This is a genomic window from Thermocrispum agreste DSM 44070, from assembly GCF_000427905.1.
GTDB classification, from domain to species: domain Bacteria; phylum Actinomycetota; class Actinomycetes; order Mycobacteriales; family Pseudonocardiaceae; genus Thermocrispum; species Thermocrispum agreste.
Window position 1 is genome coordinate 540,100 of the sequence record NZ_KE386603.1, and the last position, 22,874, is coordinate 562,973.

The 22,874-nt window shown below is 68.7% G+C and carries 20 protein-coding genes; 16 read left to right on the plus strand and 4 right to left on the minus strand.

Annotated elements, in window-relative coordinates:
• The first annotated feature begins 204 nt into the window (after positions 1 to 204).
• The 9 genes from atpB (at position 205) to YWY_RS0112595 (ending at position 7,773) form a co-directional block, all read left to right on the plus strand.
• Complete coding sequence (gene atpB / locus YWY_RS0112555; protein WP_028847883.1) at positions 205 to 984, plus strand: F0F1 ATP synthase subunit A; 780 nt, start codon at positions 205 to 207, stop codon at positions 982 to 984.
• Between the two features lie 98 nt (positions 985 to 1,082).
• Positions 1,083 to 1,325 (plus strand): ATP synthase subunit c family protein, encoded by a 243-nt coding sequence (locus tag YWY_RS0112560; RefSeq protein WP_028847884.1) that lies wholly within the window; start codon positions 1,083 to 1,085, stop codon positions 1,323 to 1,325.
• A gap of 35 nt (positions 1,326 to 1,360) precedes the next feature.
• Positions 1,361 to 1,903, plus strand: coding sequence for a F0F1 ATP synthase subunit B (locus tag YWY_RS0112565; RefSeq protein ID WP_028847885.1), 543 nt, complete (start codon positions 1,361 to 1,363; stop codon positions 1,901 to 1,903).
• An 18-nt stretch (positions 1,904 to 1,921) separates the two neighbouring features.
• Entirely contained in the window at positions 1,922 to 2,737 is an 816-nt protein-coding gene (locus tag YWY_RS0112570) for a F0F1 ATP synthase subunit delta (RefSeq protein ID WP_038045054.1), read from the plus strand.
• A 53-nt stretch (positions 2,738 to 2,790) separates the two neighbouring features.
• Positions 2,791 to 4,428 carry a F0F1 ATP synthase subunit alpha gene (gene atpA / locus YWY_RS0112575; protein WP_028847887.1) on the plus strand — a complete coding sequence of 546 codons (1,638 nt, stop codon included), beginning with the start codon at positions 2,791 to 2,793 and terminating at the stop codon, positions 4,426 to 4,428.
• Positions 4,429 to 4,481: 53 nt separating this feature from the next.
• Positions 4,482 to 5,429: a F0F1 ATP synthase subunit gamma gene (locus YWY_RS0112580; protein ID WP_028847888.1), complete on the plus strand. Its 948-nt coding sequence runs from the start codon at positions 4,482 to 4,484 to the stop codon at positions 5,427 to 5,429.
• 1 nt (position 5,430) lies between these two features.
• Positions 5,431 to 6,870: a F0F1 ATP synthase subunit beta gene (gene atpD, locus YWY_RS0112585; protein WP_028847889.1), complete on the plus strand. Its 1,440-nt coding sequence runs from the start codon at positions 5,431 to 5,433 to the stop codon at positions 6,868 to 6,870.
• Positions 6,871 to 6,937: 67 nt separating this feature from the next.
• The gene (locus YWY_RS0112590; protein ID WP_028847890.1) at positions 6,938 to 7,306 is read left to right on the plus strand and encodes a F0F1 ATP synthase subunit epsilon; all 369 of its coding nucleotides are present in this window, start codon (positions 6,938 to 6,940) and stop codon (positions 7,304 to 7,306) included.
• Positions 7,307 to 7,329: 23 nt separating this feature from the next.
• On the plus strand, positions 7,330 to 7,773 hold the full coding sequence (locus YWY_RS0112595; protein ID WP_028847891.1) for a DUF2550 domain-containing protein: 444 nt from the start codon (positions 7,330 to 7,332) through the stop codon (positions 7,771 to 7,773).
• A 30-nt stretch (positions 7,774 to 7,803) separates the two neighbouring features.
• On the opposite strand, the gene YWY_RS0112600 is transcribed toward YWY_RS0112595, so the two are convergent.
• Positions 7,804 to 8,373 carry a cob(I)yrinic acid a,c-diamide adenosyltransferase gene (locus tag YWY_RS0112600; RefSeq protein WP_028847892.1) on the minus strand — a complete coding sequence of 190 codons (570 nt, stop codon included), beginning with the start codon at positions 8,371 to 8,373 and terminating at the stop codon, positions 7,804 to 7,806.
• Positions 8,374 to 8,563: 190 nt separating this feature from the next.
• On the opposite strand from YWY_RS0112600, the gene YWY_RS21835 reads away from it, so the two are divergent.
• A complete protein-coding gene (locus YWY_RS21835; RefSeq protein WP_038045055.1) occupies positions 8,564 to 9,502 on the plus strand; it encodes a peptidoglycan-binding protein in 939 nt (312 codons plus the stop codon).
• Between the two features lie 48 nt (positions 9,503 to 9,550).
• On the plus strand, positions 9,551 to 10,822 hold the full coding sequence (gene murA, locus YWY_RS0112610) for a UDP-N-acetylglucosamine 1-carboxyvinyltransferase (protein ID WP_028847893.1): 1,272 nt from the start codon (positions 9,551 to 9,553) through the stop codon (positions 10,820 to 10,822).
• Positions 10,823 to 11,045: 223 nt separating this feature from the next.
• Here the strand turns inward: murA and YWY_RS0112615 are convergent, their stop codons facing one another.
• Positions 11,046 to 11,666, minus strand: a complete 621-nt coding sequence (locus tag YWY_RS0112615; protein ID WP_028847894.1) for a LysE family translocator — start codon at positions 11,664 to 11,666, stop codon at positions 11,046 to 11,048.
• Between the two features lie 208 nt (positions 11,667 to 11,874).
• Positions 11,875 to 13,995, minus strand: coding sequence for an NHL domain-containing protein (locus YWY_RS23315; protein WP_028847895.1), 2,121 nt, complete (start codon positions 13,993 to 13,995; stop codon positions 11,875 to 11,877).
• Positions 13,996 to 14,066: 71 nt separating this feature from the next.
• On the opposite strand from YWY_RS23315, the gene YWY_RS0112630 reads away from it, so the two are divergent.
• Positions 14,067 to 14,834, plus strand: a complete 768-nt coding sequence (locus tag YWY_RS0112630) for a hypothetical protein (RefSeq protein ID WP_156899226.1) — start codon at positions 14,067 to 14,069, stop codon at positions 14,832 to 14,834.
• A gap of 515 nt (positions 14,835 to 15,349) precedes the next feature.
• Here the strand turns inward: YWY_RS0112630 and YWY_RS0112635 are convergent.
• Complete coding sequence (locus YWY_RS0112635; protein ID WP_028847898.1) at positions 15,350 to 17,437, minus strand: NHL domain-containing protein; 2,088 nt, start codon at positions 17,435 to 17,437, stop codon at positions 15,350 to 15,352.
• 416 nt (positions 17,438 to 17,853) lie between these two features.
• Between YWY_RS0112635 and YWY_RS0112640 the strand changes: the two genes are divergently transcribed.
• From YWY_RS0112640 to ehuD, 4 genes are all read left to right on the plus strand, one after another.
• Positions 17,854 to 19,872 (plus strand): protein meaA, encoded by a 2,019-nt coding sequence (locus tag YWY_RS0112640; protein ID WP_084609230.1) that lies wholly within the window; start codon positions 17,854 to 17,856, stop codon positions 19,870 to 19,872.
• A gap of 718 nt (positions 19,873 to 20,590) precedes the next feature.
• Positions 20,591 to 21,454: an ectoine/hydroxyectoine ABC transporter substrate-binding protein EhuB gene (ehuB, locus tag YWY_RS0112650; RefSeq protein ID WP_245566660.1), complete on the plus strand. Its 864-nt coding sequence runs from the start codon at positions 20,591 to 20,593 to the stop codon at positions 21,452 to 21,454.
• 14 nt (positions 21,455 to 21,468) lie between these two features.
• Entirely contained in the window at positions 21,469 to 22,191 is a 723-nt protein-coding gene (locus YWY_RS0112655) for an amino acid ABC transporter permease (RefSeq protein ID WP_028847901.1), read from the plus strand.
• Complete coding sequence (ehuD, locus tag YWY_RS0112660; protein WP_028847902.1) at positions 22,191 to 22,868, plus strand: ectoine/hydroxyectoine ABC transporter permease subunit EhuD; 678 nt, start codon at positions 22,191 to 22,193, stop codon at positions 22,866 to 22,868. The genes YWY_RS0112655 and ehuD overlap by 1 nt, the downstream gene beginning before the upstream one ends.
• The last annotated feature ends 6 nt before the right edge of the window (positions 22,869 to 22,874 follow it).

Sequence of the window (22,874 nt, forward strand, 5' to 3'; positions counted from 1 at the left end):
GGTCACGCGGCGGGAAAAGAGTACGCCCGTACGGCGGGCGAAACCGCAGCTGATAAGGTCGCGCTCACCGGGCGGAGTTGCCAGGCAAGGTGCGGTTCACCCTCGGTCAAGGCCACCCGGACAGGTCAGGTACGTTAACCGCAGATCACGACGATTCCCCCGTCGGCGTGAAGCCGGCTGGGAGAACCGGAAGGAGCCCGTGCGTTGGACGCACAGGTACTGGCACAGGAAGACTTCGTCCCGCCGGGTGTGGCGGACTTCTTCCTCCCGCCGATTTTCGGCGGCGTGGACAAGGCGATGGTGCTGCTGGTGCTGTCGGTGCTGATCATCTCGGTCTTCTTCGTGGTGGCAGCCCGGCGCATGCAGGTCGTCCCGAGCCGCTTCCAGTTCATCGCCGAGTCGATCTACAACTTCCCGCGCAACAACATCGCGCGTGAGCAGCTCGGGTCGGAGCACTTCCGCCCGTTCATCCCGTTCTTCGTGGCGCTGTTCACCTTCATCCTGGTGAACAACCTGTACGGGATCATCCCCTTCATCCAGTTCCCGACGATGTCGCACATCGCCTTCCCGCTGGCGATCTCCGTGCTGATCGTCTACCCGATGTGGAACATCGTCGGCATTCGCAAGCACGGGTTCGTCGGGCACTTCAAGCACCAGCTGATGCCGCCAGGGGCGCCGACGCTGGTCTACTTCCTGCTGGTGCCCATCGAGCTGTTCATCAAGTTCTTCATGAACCCGCTCACGCTGGCGATCCGTGTGTTCGCCGCGATGTTCGCGGGCCACTTGCTGCTGTTGGTGTTCACCCTCGGCGGCGAGTACCTGTTGCTGGAAGCCGCTCCGGCGCTCAAGCCGGTGTCGCTGATGTCATGGGCGGCGGTGATCGCCCTGACCTTCCTGGAGGCGCTGATCCAGGTCATCCAGGCGTACATCTTCGCGCTGCTGGCGGCCAGCTACGTCGGCCAGGCACTTGCCGAGGAGCACTGAGGAACACCGACCACCGAGACCAGGTAAGCAACCGCAAAGCCTGACGATCCGCAGACACGCGGACCGATTGGAAAGGGAAACATCAAGTGAGCACCGCAATGGTTCTGGCACAGGGTGCCCAGGAGGCTGTCGACATCAACCCGGGTCTCGCCGCGATCGGCTACGGCCTCGCCGCGATCGGCTCAGCGCTCGGTGTGGGTCTGATCTGGTCGTCCGTCATCTCGGGCACCGCGCGTCAGCCGGAGGCCCAGGGCAAGCTGATGGGTATCGCGTGGCAGACGTTCGCCCTCGTCGAGGTTCTCGCGCTGATCGGCTTCGTGCTGTTCTTCATGGCCGGTTGATCCCGGTCGCCGACTCGATCCCGTTGGAGTTGTAGATGACGACGGCAATCCTCCTGGCCGCCGCCGAGGAGCACAACCCGGTATTCCCGAAGCCCGCCGAGATCGTGCTCGGCCTGATCGCGTTCGGGATCCTGGTGTTCGTCCTGTGGAAGTTCGCGGTCCCGAAGTTCGAAGAGGCCTACGCCAAGCGGACCGAGGAGATCGAGGGCGGGATCCGCAAGGCCGAGCAGGCGCAGGCGGAAGCCGAGCGGGCGCGTCAGCAGTACACCGCACAGCTGGCCGAGGCGCACAGCGAAGCCGCCAAGATCCGCGACGACGCCCGGCTGGAGGCGGAGCGGATCCGCGAGGAAGCGCGGGCCGAGGCCCAGGCCGAGGCGGAGCGCATCGTCGCGGCAGGCAAGGCCCAGCTGGAGGCCCAGCGCCAGCAGGTGATCGCCGAGCTGCGCGCCGAGTACGGCCGCAACGCTGTCGAGCTGGCGAGCCGCATCGTCGGTGAGGCGCTCGAGGACGAAACCCGCAGGCGCCGGACCGTCGAGCGGTTCCTGGCGGAGCTGGATGCTCAGGGAGCGAGGAACTAGGTGACTGCCGCACCATCCATGCACGCCGCCAGCCGCGAGGCGCTGGCCGCCGCCGAGCACCGGTTGGACGGGGTGCTGAGCGGATCCGATGCCGACGCGAAGACGGTCGGCGCCGAGCTGGCCGCCTTCGCGCAGGTGCTGCGCAGGGAGGTGTCGCTGCGCCGCGCGCTGGCCGACCCGTCGGCCGCAGAGGCGGCCCGCGTCGGGCTGGTGCGCAACCTGGTCGGCGCCAAGCTCAGCGCGGCGACGGTGCAGGTGCTCGAGACGGTGGCGGAAAGCCGCTGGTCCAACCCGCGTGAGCTGGCCGGCGGGGTGCGCACGCTGGCCGCCGATGCGCTGCTGGCGGCCGCCGAGGCCGACGGCAAGCTCGACACCGTCGAGTCGGAGCTGTTCGCCACCGCCCGGCTGCTCGACCGGACCCCCGAGCTCGAGCAGGCACTCGGCGACCCCGCCGCGCCCGCCGAGGCCAAGCGGCAACTCGTCGACTCCGTCTTCGGCGGCAAGGTCTCCCCGCTGACGCTGTCGCTGATCGAGCAGGTCGTGGCCGACCCGGCCGGCCGTTCCGTGGCGCACGGGCTGGACGGCATCGCCGAACTGGCCGCCAAGCGGCGCGAGCGGTCGGTGGCGCACGTCACGACGGCCGTGCCGCTGACCGACGACGAACGCAACCAGCTGGCGGACAAGCTGGAACGGATCTACGGGCGCCCGATCGCGGTGCACGTCGAGGTCCAGCCGAACGTGCTGGGCGGCATCGTGGTCAAGGTCGGTGACGAGGTCATCGACGGCAGCGCGGCGGGCCGCATCGCGGCGCTGCGCGGTCAGCTGGCCGGCTAGCGGCAACACGAACTTTGTCAGTGGATACGAGATAGTGAGAGCGGGAAACTTTCATGGCGGAGCTGACGATCTCCTCGGACGAGATCCGCAGTGCGATCGAGAACTACGTCTCGAGTTACTCCCCGGACACCAGCCGGGAAGAGGTCGGGGTCGTCGTCGACGCGGGTGACGGCATCGCGCACGTCGAGGGCCTGCCCTCGACGATGGCCAACGAGCTGCTGGAGTTCCCCGGCGGCGTGCTCGGCGTCGCGCTGAACCTGGACCCCCGGGAAGTCGGTGTCGCCATCCTCGGTGACTTCGAGTCGATCGAGGAGGGCCAGCAGGTCAAGCGCACCGGTCAGATCCTGTCGGTGCCGGTGGGGGATGCGTTCCTCGGCCGTGTGATCAACCCGCTCGGGCAGCCGATCGACGGTCTCGGCGAGATCGAGGCCACCGGTCGCCGTGCGCTCGAGCTGCAGGCGGCGTCGGTGGTGCAGCGCAAGCCGGTGCACGAGCCGCTGCAGACCGGCATCACCGCGATCGACGCGATGACCCCGATCGGCCGCGGTCAGCGCCAGCTGATCATCGGTGACCGCAAGACCGGCAAGACCTCGGTCTGCGTGGACACGATCATCAACCAGCGGTCCAACTGGAAGACCGGCGACCCGAAGAAGCAGGTGCGCTGCATCTACGTGGCCGTCGGCCAGAAGGGCTCGACCATCGCCAGCGTGAAGAAGACGCTGGAGGACCACGGCGCGATGGAGTACACCACCATCGTGGCCGCCCCGGCGTCCGACTCCGCGGGCTTCAAGTGGATCGCCCCGTACGCCGGCTCGGCGCTCGGCCAGCACTGGATGTACGAGGGCAAGCACGTCCTGATCATCTTCGACGACCTGACCAAGCAGGCGGAGGCCTACCGGGCCATCTCGCTGCTGCTGCGCCGCCCGCCGGGTCGTGAGGCGTTCCCGGGTGACGTGTTCTACCTGCACTCCCGGTTGCTGGAGCGGTGCGCGAAGCTGTCCGACGAGATGGGCGGCGGCTCGCTGACCGGCCTGCCGGTCATCGAGACCAAGGCCAACGACGTGTCGGCCTACATCCCGACCAACGTCATCTCGATCACCGACGGGCAGTGCTTCTTCCAGTCCGACCTGTTCAACTCGGGTCAGCGGCCGGCCATCGACGTCGGTATCTCGGTGTCCCGCGTCGGTGGTGACGCGCAGATCAAGGCGATGAAGAAGGTCGCTGGCTCGCTGCGTATCGACCTGTCGCAGTACCGCGAGCTGGAGGCGTTCGCCGCGTTCGCCTCCGACCTGGACGAGGCCTCCAAGCGCCAGCTGGACCGCGGTGCCCGGCTGTACGAGGTGCTCAAGCAGCGCGAGTACTCGCCGATTCCGGTCGAAGAGCAGGTGGTGACCGTCTACCTGGGCACCAACGGGCACTTCGACGACGTGCCGCTGGAGGACGTGCGCCGGTTCAACGCCGAGATCATCGAGCACATCCGGCACAAGCACGAGGGCATCCTGGCGGAGATCCGGGACACCGGCGACTTCTCCGACGAGCTCGCCAACCGGCTGGTCGAGGTCACCAAGGAGTTCAAGAAGGGCTTCGTGACCTCGGAGGGCACGCCGCTGGTGGAGGCCGAGGCCGAGGCGATGGACGAGGAGAAGGTCGGGCAGGAGACCGTCAAGGTCGCCAAGCCCGCCCCGAAGTGATGACGGTGATGTGCGGAGCATCGACGGTGCGGCGCGTTAGGACGGTGAGCTAGATGGGCGCGCAACTTCGCGAACTTCGGGCCAGGGTCAAGGCGACCAAGTCCATCGGCAAGATCACCAAGGCGATGGAGCTGATCGCCACCTCGCGCATCGCCAAGGCGCAGGCGCGAGTCGAGGCGGCCCGGCCGTACAGCTCGGAGATCACCACGGCGCTGTCCGAGCTGGCCACGGCCGCCACGACGCTGGACAACCCGCTGCTGACCGAACGGGAGAACCCGCGCCGGGCCGCCGTGCTGGTGGTCACCAGCGACAAGGGCCTCTGTGGTGGGTACAACGCCAACGTGCTGCGCACCACCGAGGAGCTGCTGGCGCTGCTGCGGGAGCAGGGCAAGGAGCCGGTGCTGTTCGTCATCGGCGCCAAGGGCGTGAACTACTACCGGTTCCGCAACCGGGAGATCGCGGCCAGCTGGACCGGGTTCAGCGACCAGCCGCAGTACGTGCACGCCCGCGAGGCAGGCGAGACGATGGTCAAGCTGTTCCTCGCAGGCGCGGACGACGTCGGCGACAGCGGCGGGGCGGACGGCATCGTCGGGGTGGACGAGCTGCACATCGTCTACACCGAGTTCCGCTCGATGCTCACCCAGACCCCGCAGGCCAAGCGGATCGCCCCGCTGGAGGTCGAGTACGTCGAGGAGGGTGAAGCGACGTCGGCGCCCCAGCTGCGTTCGGTCTACGATTTCGAACCGGACGCGGACACGCTGCTCGACGCGCTGCTGCCCAAGTACATCAACACCAGGATCTATGCGGCCTTGCTGGAGTCGGCGGCCTCCGAGCTCGCGGCCAGGCGGACTGCGATGAAGGCGGCATCGGACAACGCCAACGAGCTGGTGCAGACCCTGACCAGGGAGATGAACCAGGCTCGCCAGGCCCAGATCACCCAGGAGATCAGCGAAATCGTCGGCGGCGCGGACGCGCTGGCCGCAGCAGGAAGTGATGAGTGAGATGACCACCACTGCAGACACCGCAGCCAAGACCGAAGGCGCCGTCGGGCGGATCGTCTCCGTCACCGGCCCCGTCGTCGACGTCGAGTTCCCGCGCGGGCAGGTCCCGAACATCTACAACGCGCTGAAGGTCGAGGTCGAGTTCGAGGAGCTGCGCAAGACCGTCACGCTCGAGGTGGCCCAGCACCTGGGTGACAACATGGTGCGCACCATTTCGCTGCAGCCGCAGGACGGCCTGGTGCGCGGCGCCCCGGTGCGGGACACCGGCGGCCCGATCACCGTCCCGGTGGGTGACAAGGTCAAGGGCCACGTGTACAACGCGCTCGGTGACTGCCTCGACCAGCCGGGCTACGGCGAGGACCTGGAGCGGTGGAGCATCCACCGTGACCCGCCGGCGTTCGACCAGCTGGAGGGCAGCACCAAGATCCTGGAGACGGGCCTGAAGGTCATCGACCTGCTGACCCCGTACGTGCAGGGTGGCAAGATCGGTCTGTTCGGCGGCGCGGGCGTCGGCAAGACGGTGCTGATCAAGGAAATGATCACCCGTGTGGCCAAGAACTTCGGTGGTACCTCGGTGTTCGCCGGCGTCGGCGAGCGCACCCGTGAGGGCACCGACCTGTTCCTCGAGCTGAGCGAGGACGGCACGATCAACGACACCGCCCTGGTGTTCGGTCAGATGGACGAGCCGCCGGGCACCCGTATGCGGGTGGCGCTGTCCGCGCTGACCATGGCGGAGTACTTCCGCGACGTGCAGGGTCAGGACGTGCTGCTGTTCATCGACAACATCTTCCGGTTCACCCAGGCCGGTTCCGAGGTGTCCACGCTGCTCGGCCGTATGCCGTCGGCGGTGGGTTACCAGCCGACGCTGGCCGACGAGATGGGCGTGCTGCAGGAGCGGATCACCTCGGTGCGCGGCCGGTCGATCACCTCGATGCAGGCCATCTACGTGCCGGCGGACGACTACACCGACCCGGCCCCGGCGACCACGTTCGCCCACCTGGACGCCACCACGGAGCTGTCCCGTGCGGTGTTCCAGAAGGGCATCTTCCCGGCGGTCGACCCGCTGGCGTCCACGTCGACCATCCTCGAGCCGGGCATCGTCGGTGAGGAGCACTACCGGGTCGCCTCCGAGGTCATCCGGATCCTGCAGAAGTACAAGGAGCTGCAGGACATCATCGCCATCCTCGGTATGGACGAGCTGTCCGAAGAGGACAAGATCACGGTGCACCGGGCGCGCCGGATCGAGCGGTTCCTGTCGCAGAACATGCTGGTGGCCGAGACGTTCACCGGCATCCCCGGTTCGACGGTGCCGCTGAGCGAGACCATCGAGGCGTTCGACAAGATCACCAAGGGCGAGTACGACCACTACCCGGAGCAGGCGTTCCTGGGCATCGGTGGTCTGGACGACCTGGAGAAGAAGTACCGCGAGCTGACCAAGTGAGGCTCGAGGTTCACGCCGCACCAAGTACACTCGGCCACTCCGGCCGGACGAGTTGCGAGGAGTTGCAGTGGCGGAGATGACCGTCGAGCTGGTCGCCGTGGAGCGGCGGCTGTGGTCGGGCAAGGCGAACTTCGTCGTGGCCCAGACCACGGAGGGCGAGATCGGTATCCTGCCCGGCCACCAGCCCATGTTCGGCCAGCTGGTGGAAGGCGGCGTGGTGTCCATCACCACCACCGACGGCGAGCACGTGGGCGCCGCGGTGCACGGCGGTTTCTTGTCCGTGACCGCCGACGCGGTCCGCGTGCTGGCGGAGTCGGCCGAGCTGGGTGAGGAGATCGACGTCGAGCAGGCGCGGCAGCAGCTCAGCTCTGCCGAGGACGAAACGGAAAGGGCCAAAGCCCAAGCGCGATTGCGCGCTGCTGGGCAGAAGGCCTGAGCGGACAGCGGGGCGAGGTGGTCGTGAGCATCACAACGGTGGTCATCGGTCTCCTCGCCCTGATCGGCGTCGTCGTCTGCTGGGGTGCATGGCGCTGGCGCAACGTGCGCCGCAACGGTGGCATCACGGTGGCGTTGCGCTGGCGCACGGGTCGGCGCGGCGGTGAGATCGCGGGCTGGCACCTGGGTATCGGCCGGTACCGGGGCGAGCAGTTCCTGTGGTTCCGGGTGCTGAGCCTGCGCAACGGCCCGGACCGGGTGCTCAGTCGCGCCGATCTGCACATCACCGAACGGCGCGAGCCGTCGCGGGAGGAGCAGTACACGCTGCCGGTCGGCGCGAAGGTGCTGCTCTGCACGTCGTCCGCTGGCCCGGACATCGAGATCGCGATGGACCCGGGGGCGCTCACCGGCTTCTTGTCCTGGCTGGAGTCGGCGCCCCCGGGGCACCAGGTCCCGCGCGCTTCCTGACGGCGCCGGGGCCTGTCGTGTTTCCTGGGGCTACTTGCCGCCCGGCTGCCAGAGCACGTCGCCGTCCGGGTTGGCCACCCTGGCCAGGATGAACAGCAGGTCGGACAGCCGGTTCAGGTAGCGGATGGCCAGCGGGTTGGTGGTGTCCTGCTCGGCTTCCCACAACTGCCATGCCGAGCGTTCCGCCCGGCGTGCCGTGGTCCTGGCCTGGTGCAGCAGCGCCGCGCCCGGGGTCCCGCCGGGCAGGATGAACGAGGTGAGCTTGCCGAGCCGTTCGTTGAACTCGTCGCACCACCGCTCCAGCCGCTCGATGTAGCTGTCGGTGATGCGCAGCGGCGGGTGCTTGGGGTTGGCCACGACCGGAGTGCACAGGTCGGCGCCGACGTCGAACAGATCGTTCTGCACGCGCTTGAGCACGGCCACGACGTCGTCGGGCAGCCGGCCGATGGCCAGCGCGACCCCGATGGCCGAGTTCGTTTCGTCCACGTCGGCGTAGGCGCCGATGCGCGGGGACGATTTCGGCACGCGGGTGCCGTCTCCGAGTGCCGTGGTGCCGTTGTCGCCGACGCGGGTGTACACCCGGTTGATCCTCACTGCCATGCATCGACCCTAGCCGGATCGCGGCCCGGCACACCCGGGCTGCGACATAACACACTGCGGCGCATTCGTTCCCAGTGATCGGCCGTCTGCGCAGGTCACCGGCATAGTGGGAAAATCGTGCCCTTGCATTGGCGGCAGCTTGTGCGAAGGTCACCAGCGTCGAGCTGGACCACGCGAGGGGGAGCTGCTCATGACTGTCCGCCGTAAGATCGCTTCGACGTGCGCCGCCCTGACGGTCGCGGTCGCCGTGATCGCGGGGATCGCGGTGGCTGCCTGGCTGCCGTCCGCTTCGGCCGCGCAGTGGCCGCTGGCGCGGGAGGGGCATCGTGGCCCCAACGTCACCACGGTGCAGTACCTGGTGACTGCGCACGGGCATCCGACCGATCCCGACGGCGTGTTCGGGCCGAACACCGCGGCCGCGGTGCGGGCGTTCCAGCAAGCCAAGGGGCTCGGCGTCGACGGCATCGTCGGTGACGAGACCTGGCCCGCGCTGGTGATCGAGGTCGCCGAGGGCGCGAACGCGCCTGCCGCGGTCAACGCGGCGAAGGTGCAGCTGAACAAGCACGGTGCCCAGTTCGCTCTGGACGGTGTCTTCGACGCCGCGATGGCCGATGCGGTGCGCTCCTTCCAGTCCGAGCACGGCTTGCCGGCCACCGGTACCGTCGACACCGCGACCTGGCGGGCCTTGGTGTCGACGTCCTCGATCGACTACTCGTTGCCGGTCGCCAGGGACACGCTGCCGCGCAGCGAGTACGACGACCCGCACCACGACTACCCAGCGATCGACCTGCCGGTCGCCGAGGGCACGCCGGTTCTGGCGATCAGGGGCGGGGAAGCGACCCCGGTCAACGACAGCAGCTGCGGCTACGGCGTGGTCATCCAGGCCACCGACGGCGGCCGCTACAGCTACTGCCACTTCCGCCAGCCCGCCCTGGTGAGCGGCGCGGTCACTACCGGGCAGCACATCGGGTACTCCGGCAACACAGGCAACTCCACCGGACCGCACCTGCACGTCGGCATCCGCCGCAACGGGGTGTCGGTGTGCCCGCAGCCGCTGCTGCTGGCGATCTACGACGGCGTGACCCCGCCGTCGATCGCCGAGCTGCCGACCAGCGGGTGCACGTACTGACCGTGCCCCGTTGCGCGGTCACCGGTGCGCTCCCGGCATGATGGCCTCGTGAGTGAGCACTTCGACGTCTACGGCGGCGCTCGCCTCGAGGGCGAGGTGGAGGTCGTCGGTGCGAAGAACAGCGTGCTGAAGCTGATGGCCGCGGCATTGCTGGCCGAGGGCACCACGACCATCACCAACTGCCCGGAGATCCTGGACGTCCCGCTGATGGCGGACGTCCTGCGCAGCGTCGGCTGCGAGGTCGATCTGCAAGGCGACACGGTGCGCATCACCACGCCCGCGGAACTGTCGTACCGTGCGGACACCCCGGCGATGGGCAAGCTGCGCGCGTCGGTGTGCGTGCTCGGGCCGTTGGTCGGAAGGCTCAAGCGGGCCGTGGTCGCCCTGCCGGGCGGCGACGCGATCGGGTCGCGGCCGCTGGACATGCATCAGAACGGGCTGCGTAAGCTCGGTGCCACCACCGAGATCGCGCACGGGTGCGTGGTGGCGGAAGCCGAAGGGCTGCACGGTGCCCAGATCTGGCTGGACTTCCCCAGCGTGGGTGCCACGGAGAACATCCTGATGGCCGCCGTGCTGGCCAAGGGCACCACGGTGATCGACAACGCCGCGCGCGAGCCGGAGATCGTCGACCTGTGCCGGATGCTGCAGCAGATGGGCGCGCAGATCGAGGGCGCGGGGACCTCCACCCTCACCGTGCACGGCGTCGACGAGCTACGCCCGACGACGCACCGGGTGGTCGGGGACCGGATCGTCGGTGCGACGTGGGGTTTCGCCGCTGCGATCACCCGCGGCGACGTGACGGTGCGCGGAGTCGATCCGCACCACCTCGACCTGGTGCTGGAGAAGCTGCGGCTGGCCGGTGCCGACGTGACCACGTTCGACAACGGCTTCCGGGTGGTGCAGCCGGACCGGCCGAAGGCGGTCGACTTCGTGACCCTGCCGTACCCCGGGTTCGCCACCGACCTGCAGCCGTTCGCCGTGGCGTTGTCGGCGATCTCCGAGGGCACGGCGATGATCACCGAGAACGTCTACGAGGCGCGGTTCCGGTTCATCGACGAGATGAAGCGCCTCGGGGCGGACGCCAGGACCGACGGCCACCACGCGGTGGTGCGCGGCGTCGAACGGCTTTCCAGCGCCCCGGTGTGGGCCTCCGACATCAGGGCGGGTGCCGGGCTGGTGCTCGCCGGGCTGGTCGCCGACGGCGTCACCGAGGTGTGGGACGTCTTCCACATCGACCGCGGCTATCCGCACTTCGTGGAGAACCTGAACCGGTTGGGCGCCCGGGTGGAGCGGATCACGACCTCGCCCGATCGCGGCTGATGCCGTCCGCCCGCCGGGCCGAGCAGGTCACGCGTCGTGCCGGCCTTGCGGACGACATTGTGGGGGTGGCCGCAGTCCCAGCACGGGTCTGCAGGTTCTCGGGTGGCCTGTGGGCAGGCCGAGGATCTGCCCGCGCCTGCGCAGGTCCGCGGGTTCGCGGGTTGATCTGCGTTCTTCCGTCCAGAGGAGCGCGCGGGGCGGGCCCGCGGGTTCGCGCAGCGGCCTACTCGGTGGCGAGTGCGACGCCGAAACCGACCAGCGCCGTGCCGGTGAGGGCGTCGATGGCGCGACGGACTCCGGTGCGGGAGATCCACATGCGCACCTTGTGCACGCCCACCAGCACGGCCAGCTGCCAGATCACACCGGCAGCCACCACCGTGTAGGCGAGCGCCAGCGCGTCCAGCGTGGTGGCCGTGGCCGGATCGAGGAACTGCGGCAGCACCGACAGGAAGAACACCAGCACCTTCGGGTTGGTGATGTTGGTGAGGAACCCTTCGGTGAACCGCCGCCAGAGGCGAGTGTTCTGGCGCTGCATGCCGACCTGGGCGTAGTCGCCGCGCTTGGCCGCGCGGAGCGCCTGGATGCCGAGGTAGCACAGGTAGACCACGCCTGCCCAGCGGATGACCTCGAACACCACCTGATAGCGGACCACGAACGCCCCGAGGCCGAAGCCGACGGCCGTGGCCTGGATGAGGCAGCCGGTGGTGATGCCGCAGATGGTCGTCAGCCCGGCGCGGAAGCCACCGGCCAGGCCGTTCTTGAGCACGACGAGGGTGTCCGGTCCTGGTGCCAGCGCGATGAGCAACGCGAACACCAGGAAGGTGGTGTAGTCGCTCCAGGTCATGGATCCACGTTAACCGGGCAAACGGGGCGGTGGCTGGAGATTGTCGGCCGTCTGCGTCACACCGTGTCCCGACGACCGCGGCGGCGGCCCGCCGGTGGGCATCCCGCGTGGATCGGGTGCCCACCGGCACGGTCGAGACACTGGCCTGCAAGGCCGAGGGGATCCCGCCGTGGATCGGGTGCCCACCGGCAGGTGGGCGGCCGCCGGATCACGGGTTCGACCAGGAATGGCTCCACGGGTCGTACTGACTGCTGGGTTTCGCCTTCGCCAACGCGCGATGACGGAACACCAGGTAGCCGGCACCGGCGAGCACGCCGAGTGCGCCCGCCCAGGCGAGGGTGCTCAGCATGTCCGCCCAGAATCCGATGCCTGCCGGATTGGCGATGACGGCGATGCGTCCATCTTGGCTGAAGTACAGATCGCCGTTGCCGTTCACGCCCCACAGCTGCGTCGGGCCGACGGTACCGTCGGAATCGCTGGAACCTCGGTGGATCGTGGTGATCTCACCGTTCGGGGCGATGCGCCGGATGTCGCCGAAACTGGCGACGTAGATGGTGTGGTCGTCGGCGACCGCGACGTCCGAGGGGGAGGGCAGGACCGCGTCGGTGGCTGCACCGCCGTCGCCGTAGTCGTCCTCGGTAGTGACGTCGCCCTCGCCGTTGCCCGCGACCACGGTTCGCTTGCCGTCCGGGCCGATCCGATAGACGCGGTGCTCGGCCCTGTCGGCGACGTACACGACTCCGTCGGCGGCCGGGGCGATCCGGAACCTGTGCTGCTGGCTCGACCGGTCCAGGATCGCGGTCAGCCGCCCGTCGTCGTTCACGCGGAAGACACCCCAACGATCGACGAAGTACAGGGCTCCGTCCGGGGACACGGCCACCTGGTAGACCTGGCTCAGTGCTGTTTCCCAGGCGATCTTGCCGTCCTCCGGCCGGCCTGCGCCGTAGCCGGCGACGAGGACGGGGCCACCACTGTCCGGAAGCCGCCAGATCGCCTCGTCGGTTGCCACGAACAGGGTGCCGTCGGGACCGATCGCCATCATCGTCGGCGGCCGCGGGGTGTTGTCGAACAGGCTGAGCAACGCAGGCGAGTCGACGGGGTGCATCCGGCCGGCGCGGTCGACGCGGTAGAACCGGCCGGAGTCGGCGAAGTACAGCTCACCGGTGGTGGGATCGACGGCGGCGCTGCTGACGACGTTCAGCTGGACGTCCGTCGCACGGGGAGCCTGCTGGTCGCCCGCTTCGCGCAAGTCGATCAACGTGCTGATCGTGCCGTCGTCGATCACCCTGATCCGCCGGTCGCTCGTGCCCACCACGAGGGCGCCGTCGGAGCCGACGTCGACGGTGATCGGTTCGTGCAGCGCGGCCGCGGTCGCCGGGCCCTTGTCGCCGGAGGTGGTGCGTTCGCCGGTTCCGGCCACGGTGCTGATGCGGCCCGATCGGTCGACGGCCCGGACGCGGTTGTTCTTCGAGTCGGCGATGTACAGCGTGCCGTCCGGCCCCACCGCGAGGTCCGCCGGTGCGTTGAGGCGTGCCGAGGGCGCCTGGCCACCGTCCCCGTCGTAGCCGCCCAGATCGTCGAAGCCGCCCGCAACCGTGAAGATCCGGCCGTCGGGGCGGACCCCTCGGACGGCATGGAGGGGACCGGACGACCATCTCTCGGCGAAGTAGACGGTTCCGTCGTCGGCAACGGCCAGTGCTGTCGGCTGCTCCACGATAGCCTGACGGGCGAGCCGAGCCGCGTAGCTGCCGCCGCCACCGGCGACCGTGGTCACCTTCCCAGCCGGAGACACCTTGACGATGTGCGCGTTGCCCGCGTCGGCGACGTAGAGCTGGCCGTGCCGGTCGAGCTCGACGTCCGTCGGGCTGATGTCGGTGGTCTCGCCCTTCCCGGCAGGCGCCTGCACGTCGACGGTCTTCAGGTAGGTGCCGATGGTCCCGTCGGGGCCGACCCGCCACACCCGCTGCGCTCCGGGGTCGGCGATGAACAGCTCGCCGTCGTCTCCGACGGCGACCGACGACGGAGCCGACAGGTCGGTTTCCCTGGCAGGTTCGCCGTCGGCCGCTGAGAACTCGGTGCCCATGTTTCCGGTCCCGGCGACGACGGTGCGGGTGCCGTCGGGTGCGATCTTGCTGACGACGTGCCGGGCGGGCTCGGCGATGTAGTACGAGCCGTCCGGTCCGACGGCACCCTTGCCGATCGGGGCGAGTCCGTGCTCCGGGATCGTGTCCACCGGTGGCGGGGAGGACTCGAATGTCTCGTCGTCCCGCGACCCCTGGTGTCCGCCGCCTGCCACGGTGCGGACCGTGCCGGTGTCGGCGCCTGCCACCGGGGACCATGTGCTCGGTTGCGTGCGGCGCCCGGCTGGGCGCGGCGGGTGCCGACCCGCACGATCTGGGTGTGGGTGCTGCCGAGGATGTCGCCGTCCGGCCCGATGGCGATGTTCCTGACCGGCCGGTGCAGGTGGATCGCCGGAGCGATCGACGTGATGGTTCCGTCGGCGTCGATGCGCTTGATCGAGGAGTTGCCCGCGTCGACGAAGTAGATGGTGCCCTCGTCGTCGACGGCCACGTCGGTCAGGTGCTGGCTGACCTGTGCCTGGTCCGCCGGGCCGCCGTGGCCGGAGTTGCCCGTGCCGCGCGCGCCGACCAGCCGGGTGACCGTGCCGTCGGGCGTGATGCGCCACAGGCTGGCCGCCCGGGAATCGGCGGCCACCACGTTGCCCGCGTTGTCGGTCGCGATCGCGAAGGCGGGTTCGTCGTCGAAGTGTTCGTCGTCCGGTGTCGACGCCGGGAGGTCCGTGGGCAGATCGTCGGCGGTGACGAGCGTGGTGACTTTGCCGTGTGTGTCGAGCCGTCCGACGAATCGATCCGAGCTGGCCAGGTACACCGTGCCGTGGCGATCGACCGCGATGTCGTCGATGCGGGAGGCAAACGCGTCGGTGGGGAATGCGTCGGCGAGCTGCTTCACGTTGCCGTGTCGATCGGCCACGCACAGGCCTTGCCGGCCGTGAAGTTCGGCGCCGAAGTAGACCTTTCCGTCACCGGATGTGGCGATTGCCTGGCTGACCTTGCCGTACTGGTCGGACTTGCCTGCATCGAACAGCGTCCTGATCGTGCCGTCGGGGTCGACTCGCGGATCCGCCTGCCGTCGGCATCCGCGACGTAGAGCGTCCCGTCCGGACCGGCGGCGATGCTCAGCCCCTTGCCGGACTGAGCTTCCCCGTCGGCGATCCCGTTGCCGTCGTGCCCCGGCTTGGGCAGGGTGGCGACGACCTCGGTCTGACCAACCACCGGTCCGCCGTTTGTTTGCTGTTCGGGTTTGTCGCGGGCCGCATGCTCGTCGTCCGGCATGACGAGCACACTCGCTCCGCCGAGCGTGATCGCGGCCGCGACCCCCGCGATCAGAAGCCGCTGTGCGACTGTGGTCATGACACCTCCCGAAGTTCGCCTGTGGTGCGGCGCCGGTGGACGTCGGAGCGTCCCGTGCGGTTGCCGGGCTCCGTGACCGACCCAGTCGGTCACGGGTCGGCTGCCGTCGTGAGGGCCGACGCTTCGCCGGCCGGAAAGGTTCGCCGTGCCGGGCCGCCGCCATGGGAGACCGTTCGCGGGCTCGGATGGTTGGGATCGTCGCAAGGCACGCCGGGAGCCCAGCACGTGCCGCGGCCGCCGGGTCCGTCTGCGTCAGTCGCCCGAGGTCCGGGTAGCAGCGGCACTGCGGCGCCGGACCAGCAGGAGACCGCAGGCAACAAGCAGGCCAGCCCCGACTGCCCACGCGAGCGGATACCACGATGCGGTGCTGATCTCGCCGGGTCGGGCCATGACTGCGATGCGGCCCAGCTGGCCGAAGTACAGATCGCCGTTGCCGCTCATCTCGAGCATGACCACCGGGCCGAACGTGGCGTTCGTGGATTCGTCGTCGACGTTGACGAAGACCGTGTCGATCGTGCCGTCGGGGTCGACTCGCCGGATGTCTTCCGCAGTGCTCACGTAGAGCGTGCCGTCCTCGGCGACGGTGATGTCTCCGGGATCCGGAAGCGGGGCTTTCGTGGCGGCGTTGCCGTCGCCTCTGTCGCCGCCGTGGTAGGCATAGGAGTCGGCGCCGTTGCCTGCTACGTGGGTCCGCTTCCCATACCGGTCGTAGCGATCCACGCGGTGCCTGTCGGTGTCCGCGACATAGACGACTCCGTCGCGGGCCGGGGCGATGCGATACCTCTGCGCGTTCGCCTGCTTCAGGGCCACGGTGAGCCGCCCGTCTTCCTCGACGCGGAGGACTCCGGCCGCATCGGCGATGTAGAGCGCCCCGTCCGGGGACATCTCGATGGCGTACGGCCGCAAACTCACTGCCCGGGCGAGCTTTCCGGTTGTGACCGGCGCTGCGCCGCGCCCGGCGACGAGGACTGGTGTGGAGTTCTTCGGCAGCTTCCACACCGCGTCGGTGCTTGCGACGTACGGCGTCCCGTCGAGGCCCACAGCCACGGCTTGGACGCTGAACGGCGCTTCGGGTGGTGCCAGGTCGACGGTATGCACCCGGCCCGCGCGGTCGATCCGGCGCAGCTTGCTGTCGAGATCGACGAAGTACAGCTCGCCGGTCATCGGGTCGACGTCCGCGCTGGTGACCAGGCCGACGGCGAAGTCTGCCGCTCGCGGGGCAGCTGCGTCGTCCGGGCTCAAGTCGGCGAACGTGGTGATCTTGCCGCCTTCGACGGAACGGATCACCCGATCGCTCGTCCCGACCAGCAGCGATCCGTCGGGGCGCACGTCGACACTGCCCGGTCCGCGCACAGCGACCGAAAGCGTGGCTGCAATGGAGTTGCGCCCGGGAGAACCGATCGCCTGCACCCGGTGGTTTCCCGCATCGGCGACGTACAGGGTGCCGTCCGGTGCCACGGCGACATCGGTCGGGGCGCTGAGCCTTGCCGATCGCGCATCGGTGCCGGTGACGACGGACGCCCGGCCTTGCGGGCCGAGTCGGCGCACTGCATGGAACCCCCGTGCGTCGCGATCGACGAAGTAGAGGGAGCCGTCGTCGGCGACCGCCAACGCCCTGGGCTCGGACGAGATCACGTCAGCCGGCTCGCTGTCGGATGCGCCTTCGTCGGCGACGATGGTCGCCCGTCTGTCCGGCGCCACCTTGATGATCCGATTGCCGCTCGCATCGGCGATGTACAGGCTTCCTCGCCGATCGACCGCCACGTCGAGCGGTGTGATGTCGCTGGCCCGCGAACTGCCAATGCCGTTTTCCGCCACGCTGCCGACGTAGGTGCTGATGATGCCGTCCGGGCCGACGCGCCGGACACGCCTGTCGTCCGCGATGTAGAGCGTGCCGTCGTGTCCGACCGCAACTGCCTTCGGCCCGTCGAGCCGGGCTGCGCGGGCGGGGCCGCCATCGCCGGAAGACCCCGCCTCGCCCGTGCCCGCCACGACCGTCCGCGTGCCGTCGGGCGAGATCTTGCTGACGACGTGTCTCTGCGGCTCAGCGACGTAGTACGAGCCATCCGGTCCCACATCGCCCAGGCCCACCGCGTCAGCGGGTGAGTTCCAACTGGAATCGGTGGACCGGACGGTGCCGTTGCCCGCCACGGTGCGGACAGTGCCCGCGTCCGCATGCGCATCCGGGGACCACGAGCTGCCCTGGTGATCGTCCCCGATCCGGTAGTGGCCGCTGAGGCCGGGCGTTTCCGGATGCGCTGCGGCGGACGTAGTGGTGTTCGCGAGCACGACGGCAGCGACGAGGCTGGTAAGCAGAAGACGCCCGGCCTTGGTGGACATGGCAGCTCCCCGGATCGGCATGTGTGGGTGACGGCGAGCGCCGCCCGGCGGTCCCGCAAGAACGTGCGGGCGACGCTCACCCGCATGGACCCTCAGCTGACCGGATGGGTTGGGCCGGGCGATGTCGCCGCGGACCACCGGCGGGACCAGAGACAGCGGACACCGGCGGCGACCAGGGCAATCCCACACGCCGCAGTGACCACGGCCACGGGAGCCGTCGTCACCACCGGGCCGGGCGATCATGCCGATCCGCGCTCGGCCCGGCTGGCTGAAGAACACGTCACCGTTGCCGTTGACTTCCAGCGCCGAGGTTGGGTGCGCGGAACGGATCGTTCCGCGGCCGGAGAGTGACCAGCACAACTGCGGGAAACGGTTACTGCTGAGTACGCTGAGCGGAACATCCGGGAGGTCTGACGATGCCGTTTCCTGCCGACCGTGAGCGTGACCGCCCCTGGGTCATGCGGACGTACGCCGGTCATTCCTCGGCTGCCGCGTCCAACGCGCTGTACCGGAAGAACCTGGAAAAGGGCCAGACCGGGCTGTCGGTGGCGTTCGACCTGCCCACCCAGACCGGCTACGACCCGGACCATCCGCTGGCCCGCGGCGAGGTCGGCAAGGTCGGCGTGCCGATCGCGCACATCGGCGACATGCGGCAGCTGTTCGAGGGCATCCCGCTGGCCGAGGCCAACACCTCGATGACGATCAACGCGCCCGCCATGTGGCTGCTGGCGCTGTACGTCACGGTGGCCAGGGAACAGGCCGAGGCGGCAGGCCAGGACCCGGATGCGGTGCTCGCCAAGCTGGCCGGGACGACGCAGAACGACATCATCAAGGAGTACCTGTCCCGCGGCACCTACATCTTCCCGCCGGGTCCGAGCCTGCGACTGATCACCGACGTGATCACCTGGACGGTGCACAACGTCCCCAAGTGGAACCCGATCAACATCTGCAGCTACCACCTGCAGGAGGCGGGAGCCACCCCGACCCAGGAGGTCGCCTACGCGCTGTGCACCGCCATCGCCGTGCTGGACGCGGTGCGCGATTCCGGGCAGGTGTCCGAGGAGGACATGACCCGGGTGGTCTCGCGCATCTCCTTCTTCGTCAACGCGGGCGTGCGGTTCATCGAGGAGATGTGCAAGATGCGGGCGTTCGTCCAGCTGTGGGACGAGCTGACCCGCGAACGGTACGGCATCACCGACCCCAAGGCGCGCCGCTTCCGCTACGGCGTGCAGGTCAACTCGCTCGGGCTGACCGAGGTGCAGCCGGAGAACAACGTGCAGCGCATCGTGCTGGAGATGCTGGCGGTGACGCTGTCCCGCAACGCCCGCGCCCGGGCGGTGCAGCTGCCCGCCTGGAACGAGGCGCTCGGCCTGCCCCGCCCGTGGGACCAGCAGTGGGCGCTGCGCATGCAGCAGGTGCTGGCCTACGAGACCGACCTGCTGGAGTACGAGGACATCTTCGACGGCTCGCGGGTCGTCCAGGCGCGGGTCGACGAGATCGTCGCCGGGGCGCGCGAGGAGATCCAGCGGGTGCAGGACATGGGCGGCGCCGTGGCCGCGGTGGAGAACGGCTACATGAAGAGCCAGCTGGTCGCCTCGCTCGGCGAGCACCGCCGCCGGATGGAGTCCGGCGAGCAGGTACTGGTCGGCGTCAACAAGTTCACCAGCACCGAGCCGTCCCCGTTGCTGGCCGAGGGTGCGCAGGCCATCGAGACTGTCGATCCGATGGTGGAGAAGCAGGCGATCGCCGCGGTGCAGAAGTGGCGCGAGGAACGCGACGACGCCGCGGTCAAGGCCGCGCTGGAGAGGCTGAAGGCCACCGCGCAGACGTCGGAGAACCTGTTCGAGGCGACACTGGAGTGCGCCAGGGTAGGTGTCACGACGGGGGAGTGGGCAGGAGCGTTGCGCGAGGTCTTCGGCGAGTACCGGGCGCCGACCGGAGTGTCGGCCACCGGGGCTGGCGGTGGCGGCGACCTGGCCGAGCTGGCGGCGGTGCGCGAGCGGGTGCGTGCGACCGGGCAGGAGCTCGGTGAGCGGCTGCGCATCCTGGTCGGCAAGCCCGGCTTGGACGGTCACTCCAACGGGGCCGAGCAAGTCGCCGTGCGCGCACGCGACGCCGGGTTCGAGGTCATCTACCAGGGCATCCGGCTGACCCCGCAGCAGATCGTGGCGGCCGCCGTGCAGGAAGGCGTGCACGTGGTGGGGCTGTCGGTGCTGTCCGGCTCGCATCTGGAGGTCGTGCCGGAGGTCATCGACGGGCTGCGCGCCGCAGGAGCCGACGACATCCCGGTGGTGGTGGGCGGCATCATCCCGCCGGACGACGCGGCACTGCTGCGCGAGCGGGGCGTCGCCCGGGTCTTCACGCCGAAGGACTACGAGCTCACCGCCATCATGGACGAAATCGTGACGGTCATTCGCGAATCCCGCGGCCTGTGAAACCGCGGCACGGTGACGATCGGAAAAATCGGCGGAAATCGCACGCCGGTACCGCCATGGTGGTCCCGTGCAATTTCTCCGGCTGCACTGACATCATGTGTGCGGCGCGCGTGAGGATCATGTGTGCGGCGCGCGTGAGGACGGAAACGACCGGTCGTGAAGCAAGCCGATCGGGCTGAGTGCGCGGCGACGCGTGGACGCTGCGGACGGCTGGGTACGGCCGGCACGCGTTGTGGATGATCCACCCGCGATGTCGCGCTTGTCTGTTATGTCCGTTCGACTCGGGTATAACGGCAGCTCCGGTGGGTCCGAAGGTCCTACCCGGCGACCCGCGGCGTCGTTGCGGTGTCTTTTCGAGGTTCGTGAACCTGTCCGATCCGCCGGCTGCGGACGGGAAAACCAGCAGCGGAGCTTCCTGTCGCGATCGGGCTTCTTGTCGTGATCAATGCCCCGAAAAGACGAACGCTGCGCAATCGTGATTTTCCGGACCGTCACGCCTCTTTCCCCAGGTCGCGAAAGGTACTAGCCCGGGTGAGTGAATTGGTGGTTGTTCCGGATCGCTCAGGAATGGTTGAGACGGCATCGAGCTACCCCTAGGTTGGGTGAACCAGTGGCGTGGATCACCCGCGCATGGAGCAGGTTGTGACGAGGGAGCGACACGATGACCGGAGGCTGGACGAGACGGGATTTCTTCCGACGTACGGGGGCAGTGGGTGTCGTGGCTCTCGGTGGCCCTGCCGTGCTGTCCGCATGCGGCGTCGGGGGTAACGGCGGCGCGCCGGAAGGGGTCGGTGCTGCCGCGGTGACGTTCGAAGAGGCGAAAAAGACCAAGAACATGAAGGTCGGATTCGCCAACGAGGCGCCGTGGGCATTCATGGACGAAAAGGGCGAGCTGACCGGCTACGCCCCCGCGGTGGCGCGCGAAGTGCTGAAGAAGCTCGGCATCGATCACATCGAAGGCGAGGTCACCGAATTCGACAGCTTGATCGACAACGCGCGGGCGAAGAAATATGCGTTCGTCGCCGCAGGCATGTCCATCAAACCGGAACGGTGCGAGAACTCCGACTTCGCCATCCCGGACTACCAGGTCGGGTCGGCGTTTCTGGTGCCGAAGGGCAACCCGAAGAACATCAGGCGTTTCGAGGACGTCGCCAAGGCGAAGGTGAAGATCGCCACCCTGGGCGGTGCGGTGGAGAACGCTTTCGCCAAGGAAGCCGGCGTACCGGACAATCTGATCGAACCCATGCCGAAGCAGGACGACATCCTGCGCGCGGTGCGTGCTGGTGACGTCTACGGCGGCGCGATGCTGGACGTGACCGCGGGATGGCTGGTCAAGAACAACCCGGACGCCGGGCTCGAGGTGACCGAGTCGTTCCAGGCGGGGGACAAGCCCGAGGTGGGCACGTTCAACTTCCGCAAGGACGACGACGAGTTCCGCGAGGCCTTCAACCGGGAACTGCTCGAGCTGCACAAGTCCGGGCGCTGGCTGGAGCTGGCCAGGCCGTTCGGGCTGACCGAGGCCAACGACACGTATCCGGACCTGGCCACCGAAGAGAAGGTCGACGAGTACTGCGGTAAGTAGATCGGACACTCGCGGTGGACAACTTCTCCGTCTATCTGGAGCGCATCCTCGAGGGTCTGCCTGCGACGCTGTGGGCCACGGGCGGCGGTATCGCGCTCACCATCGTGATCTCGCTGCTCGCCGGCCTCGGCCTGCTGTCGCCGTCGCGGATCGTGCGGGGCCTCGTCCGGGTCTACGTGGAGGGATTCCGCGGCAGCTCCGAAGTCGTCCAGCTGTTCTTCTTCGCCGTGGCGCTGGCCATCTTCTTCGGGCTGCCGTGGAATCAGACGGCCCAGGGCCTGCTGCTGATCGGCATCATCGTGCTCGGTCTGAACCACGGCGCCTACGGCGCGGAGATCGTCCGCGGCGCGGTGCAGTCGGTGCCGAAGGAGCAGCTTGAAGGTGCCGTCGCGCTGAACTTCACGCCGGTGCAGCGAATGTGGCGGATCATCCTGCCGCAGGCGGTGGTGGAGATGCTGCCGCCGTTCAACAACCTGTTCATCCAGCTGCTGAAGGGCACGGCGCTGCTCAGCTTCATCACCGTCCCGGAGATGTTCCAGAAGGCCGACGAGCTGCGCGCGGTGCCCGCGTTCTCCCGAGACCTGTGGCTGATCTATCTGATCCTGCTGGTCTTCTACATGGTGCTGGCCGTGCTCATCACGGTCGTCATGCGCTGGCTGGAGACGCTGGCCGCACGCCGCGTCGGGCGTTCGGTGCCGAGCAGGGAACGTGCGCTGGCCAGAGGGGCGGCGGCCTGATGGACAAGTGGAACTGGGACCGCTTCCTCGATGCCTGGCCGTACGTGCTGGACGGGCTGTGGGTGACCATCCAGTTCACCGTGCTCGGCTCGATCGTCGCGTACGTGCTCGGGCTGATCTTCGCGATCATCCGCCAGCTGCGCATCCCGGTGGTGGACCAGGTGCTGTGGGGATTCATCGAGTTCGTCCGCAGCACCCCACTGCTGGTGCAGGTGTTCTTCCTGTACTGGGTGATCCGGCCGGAGGTGCTGCAGGGGGTCGACTCGGACACCCAGAAGATCCTGGTCGGCACGTTCGCGCTGGGTGTGCACTACGCGTGCTACACGTCGGAGGTCTACCGCGCGGGCATCGAAGCGGTGCCGAAAGGCCAGTGGGAGGCGGCCACCGCGCTGAGCCTGCCGCGCAGCCGGGTGTGGACCGGCGTGGTCCTGCCGCAGGCGATTCCCCGGGTACTTCCCGCGCTGGGCAACTACACCATCGCCATGTTCAAGGAAGTGCCGTTGCTGTCGGCCATCTCGGTCTTCGACATCGTCTACCAGGTCAAGACCGAGTACGCCGCGAGCCAAGGCGGTGCCGGCCCCGAGGCGTGGGCCGCCGCGGGCCTGACGTTCCTGGCCTTGAGTTATCCGTGTGCAATTCTGGTTCGAAGGTTGGAGCGCCGTGTCGGAACCGTCTGAGACCCC

Coding starts and splice junctions, on each gene's coding strand:
- YWY_RS0112600 (WP_028847892.1), bottom strand. CDS start 8,373: ATGGCAGTGAGGATCAACCGGGTGTACACCCGCGTCGGCGACAACGGC.
- YWY_RS0112580 (WP_028847888.1), top strand. CDS start 4,482: ATGGGCGCGCAACTTCGCGAACTTCGGGCCAGGGTCAAGGCGACCAAG.
- YWY_RS0112635 (WP_028847898.1), bottom strand. CDS start 17,437: ATGTCCACCAAGGCCGGGCGTCTTCTGCTTACCAGCCTCGTCGCTGCC.
- atpA (WP_028847887.1), top strand. CDS start 2,791: ATGGCGGAGCTGACGATCTCCTCGGACGAGATCCGCAGTGCGATCGAG.
- YWY_RS0112615 (WP_028847894.1), bottom strand. CDS start 11,666: ATGACCTGGAGCGACTACACCACCTTCCTGGTGTTCGCGTTGCTCATC.
- YWY_RS21835 (WP_038045055.1), top strand. CDS start 8,564: ATGACTGTCCGCCGTAAGATCGCTTCGACGTGCGCCGCCCTGACGGTC.
- YWY_RS0112560 (WP_028847884.1), top strand. CDS start 1,083: ATGGTTCTGGCACAGGGTGCCCAGGAGGCTGTCGACATCAACCCGGGT.
- atpD (WP_028847889.1), top strand. CDS start 5,431: ATGACCACCACTGCAGACACCGCAGCCAAGACCGAAGGCGCCGTCGGG.
- YWY_RS0112570 (WP_038045054.1), top strand. CDS start 1,922: ATGCACGCCGCCAGCCGCGAGGCGCTGGCCGCCGCCGAGCACCGGTTG.
- YWY_RS0112640 (WP_084609230.1), top strand. CDS start 17,854: ATGCCGTTTCCTGCCGACCGTGAGCGTGACCGCCCCTGGGTCATGCGG.
- YWY_RS0112565 (WP_028847885.1), top strand. CDS start 1,361: ATGACGACGGCAATCCTCCTGGCCGCCGCCGAGGAGCACAACCCGGTA.
- ehuD (WP_028847902.1), top strand. CDS start 22,191: ATGGACAAGTGGAACTGGGACCGCTTCCTCGATGCCTGGCCGTACGTG.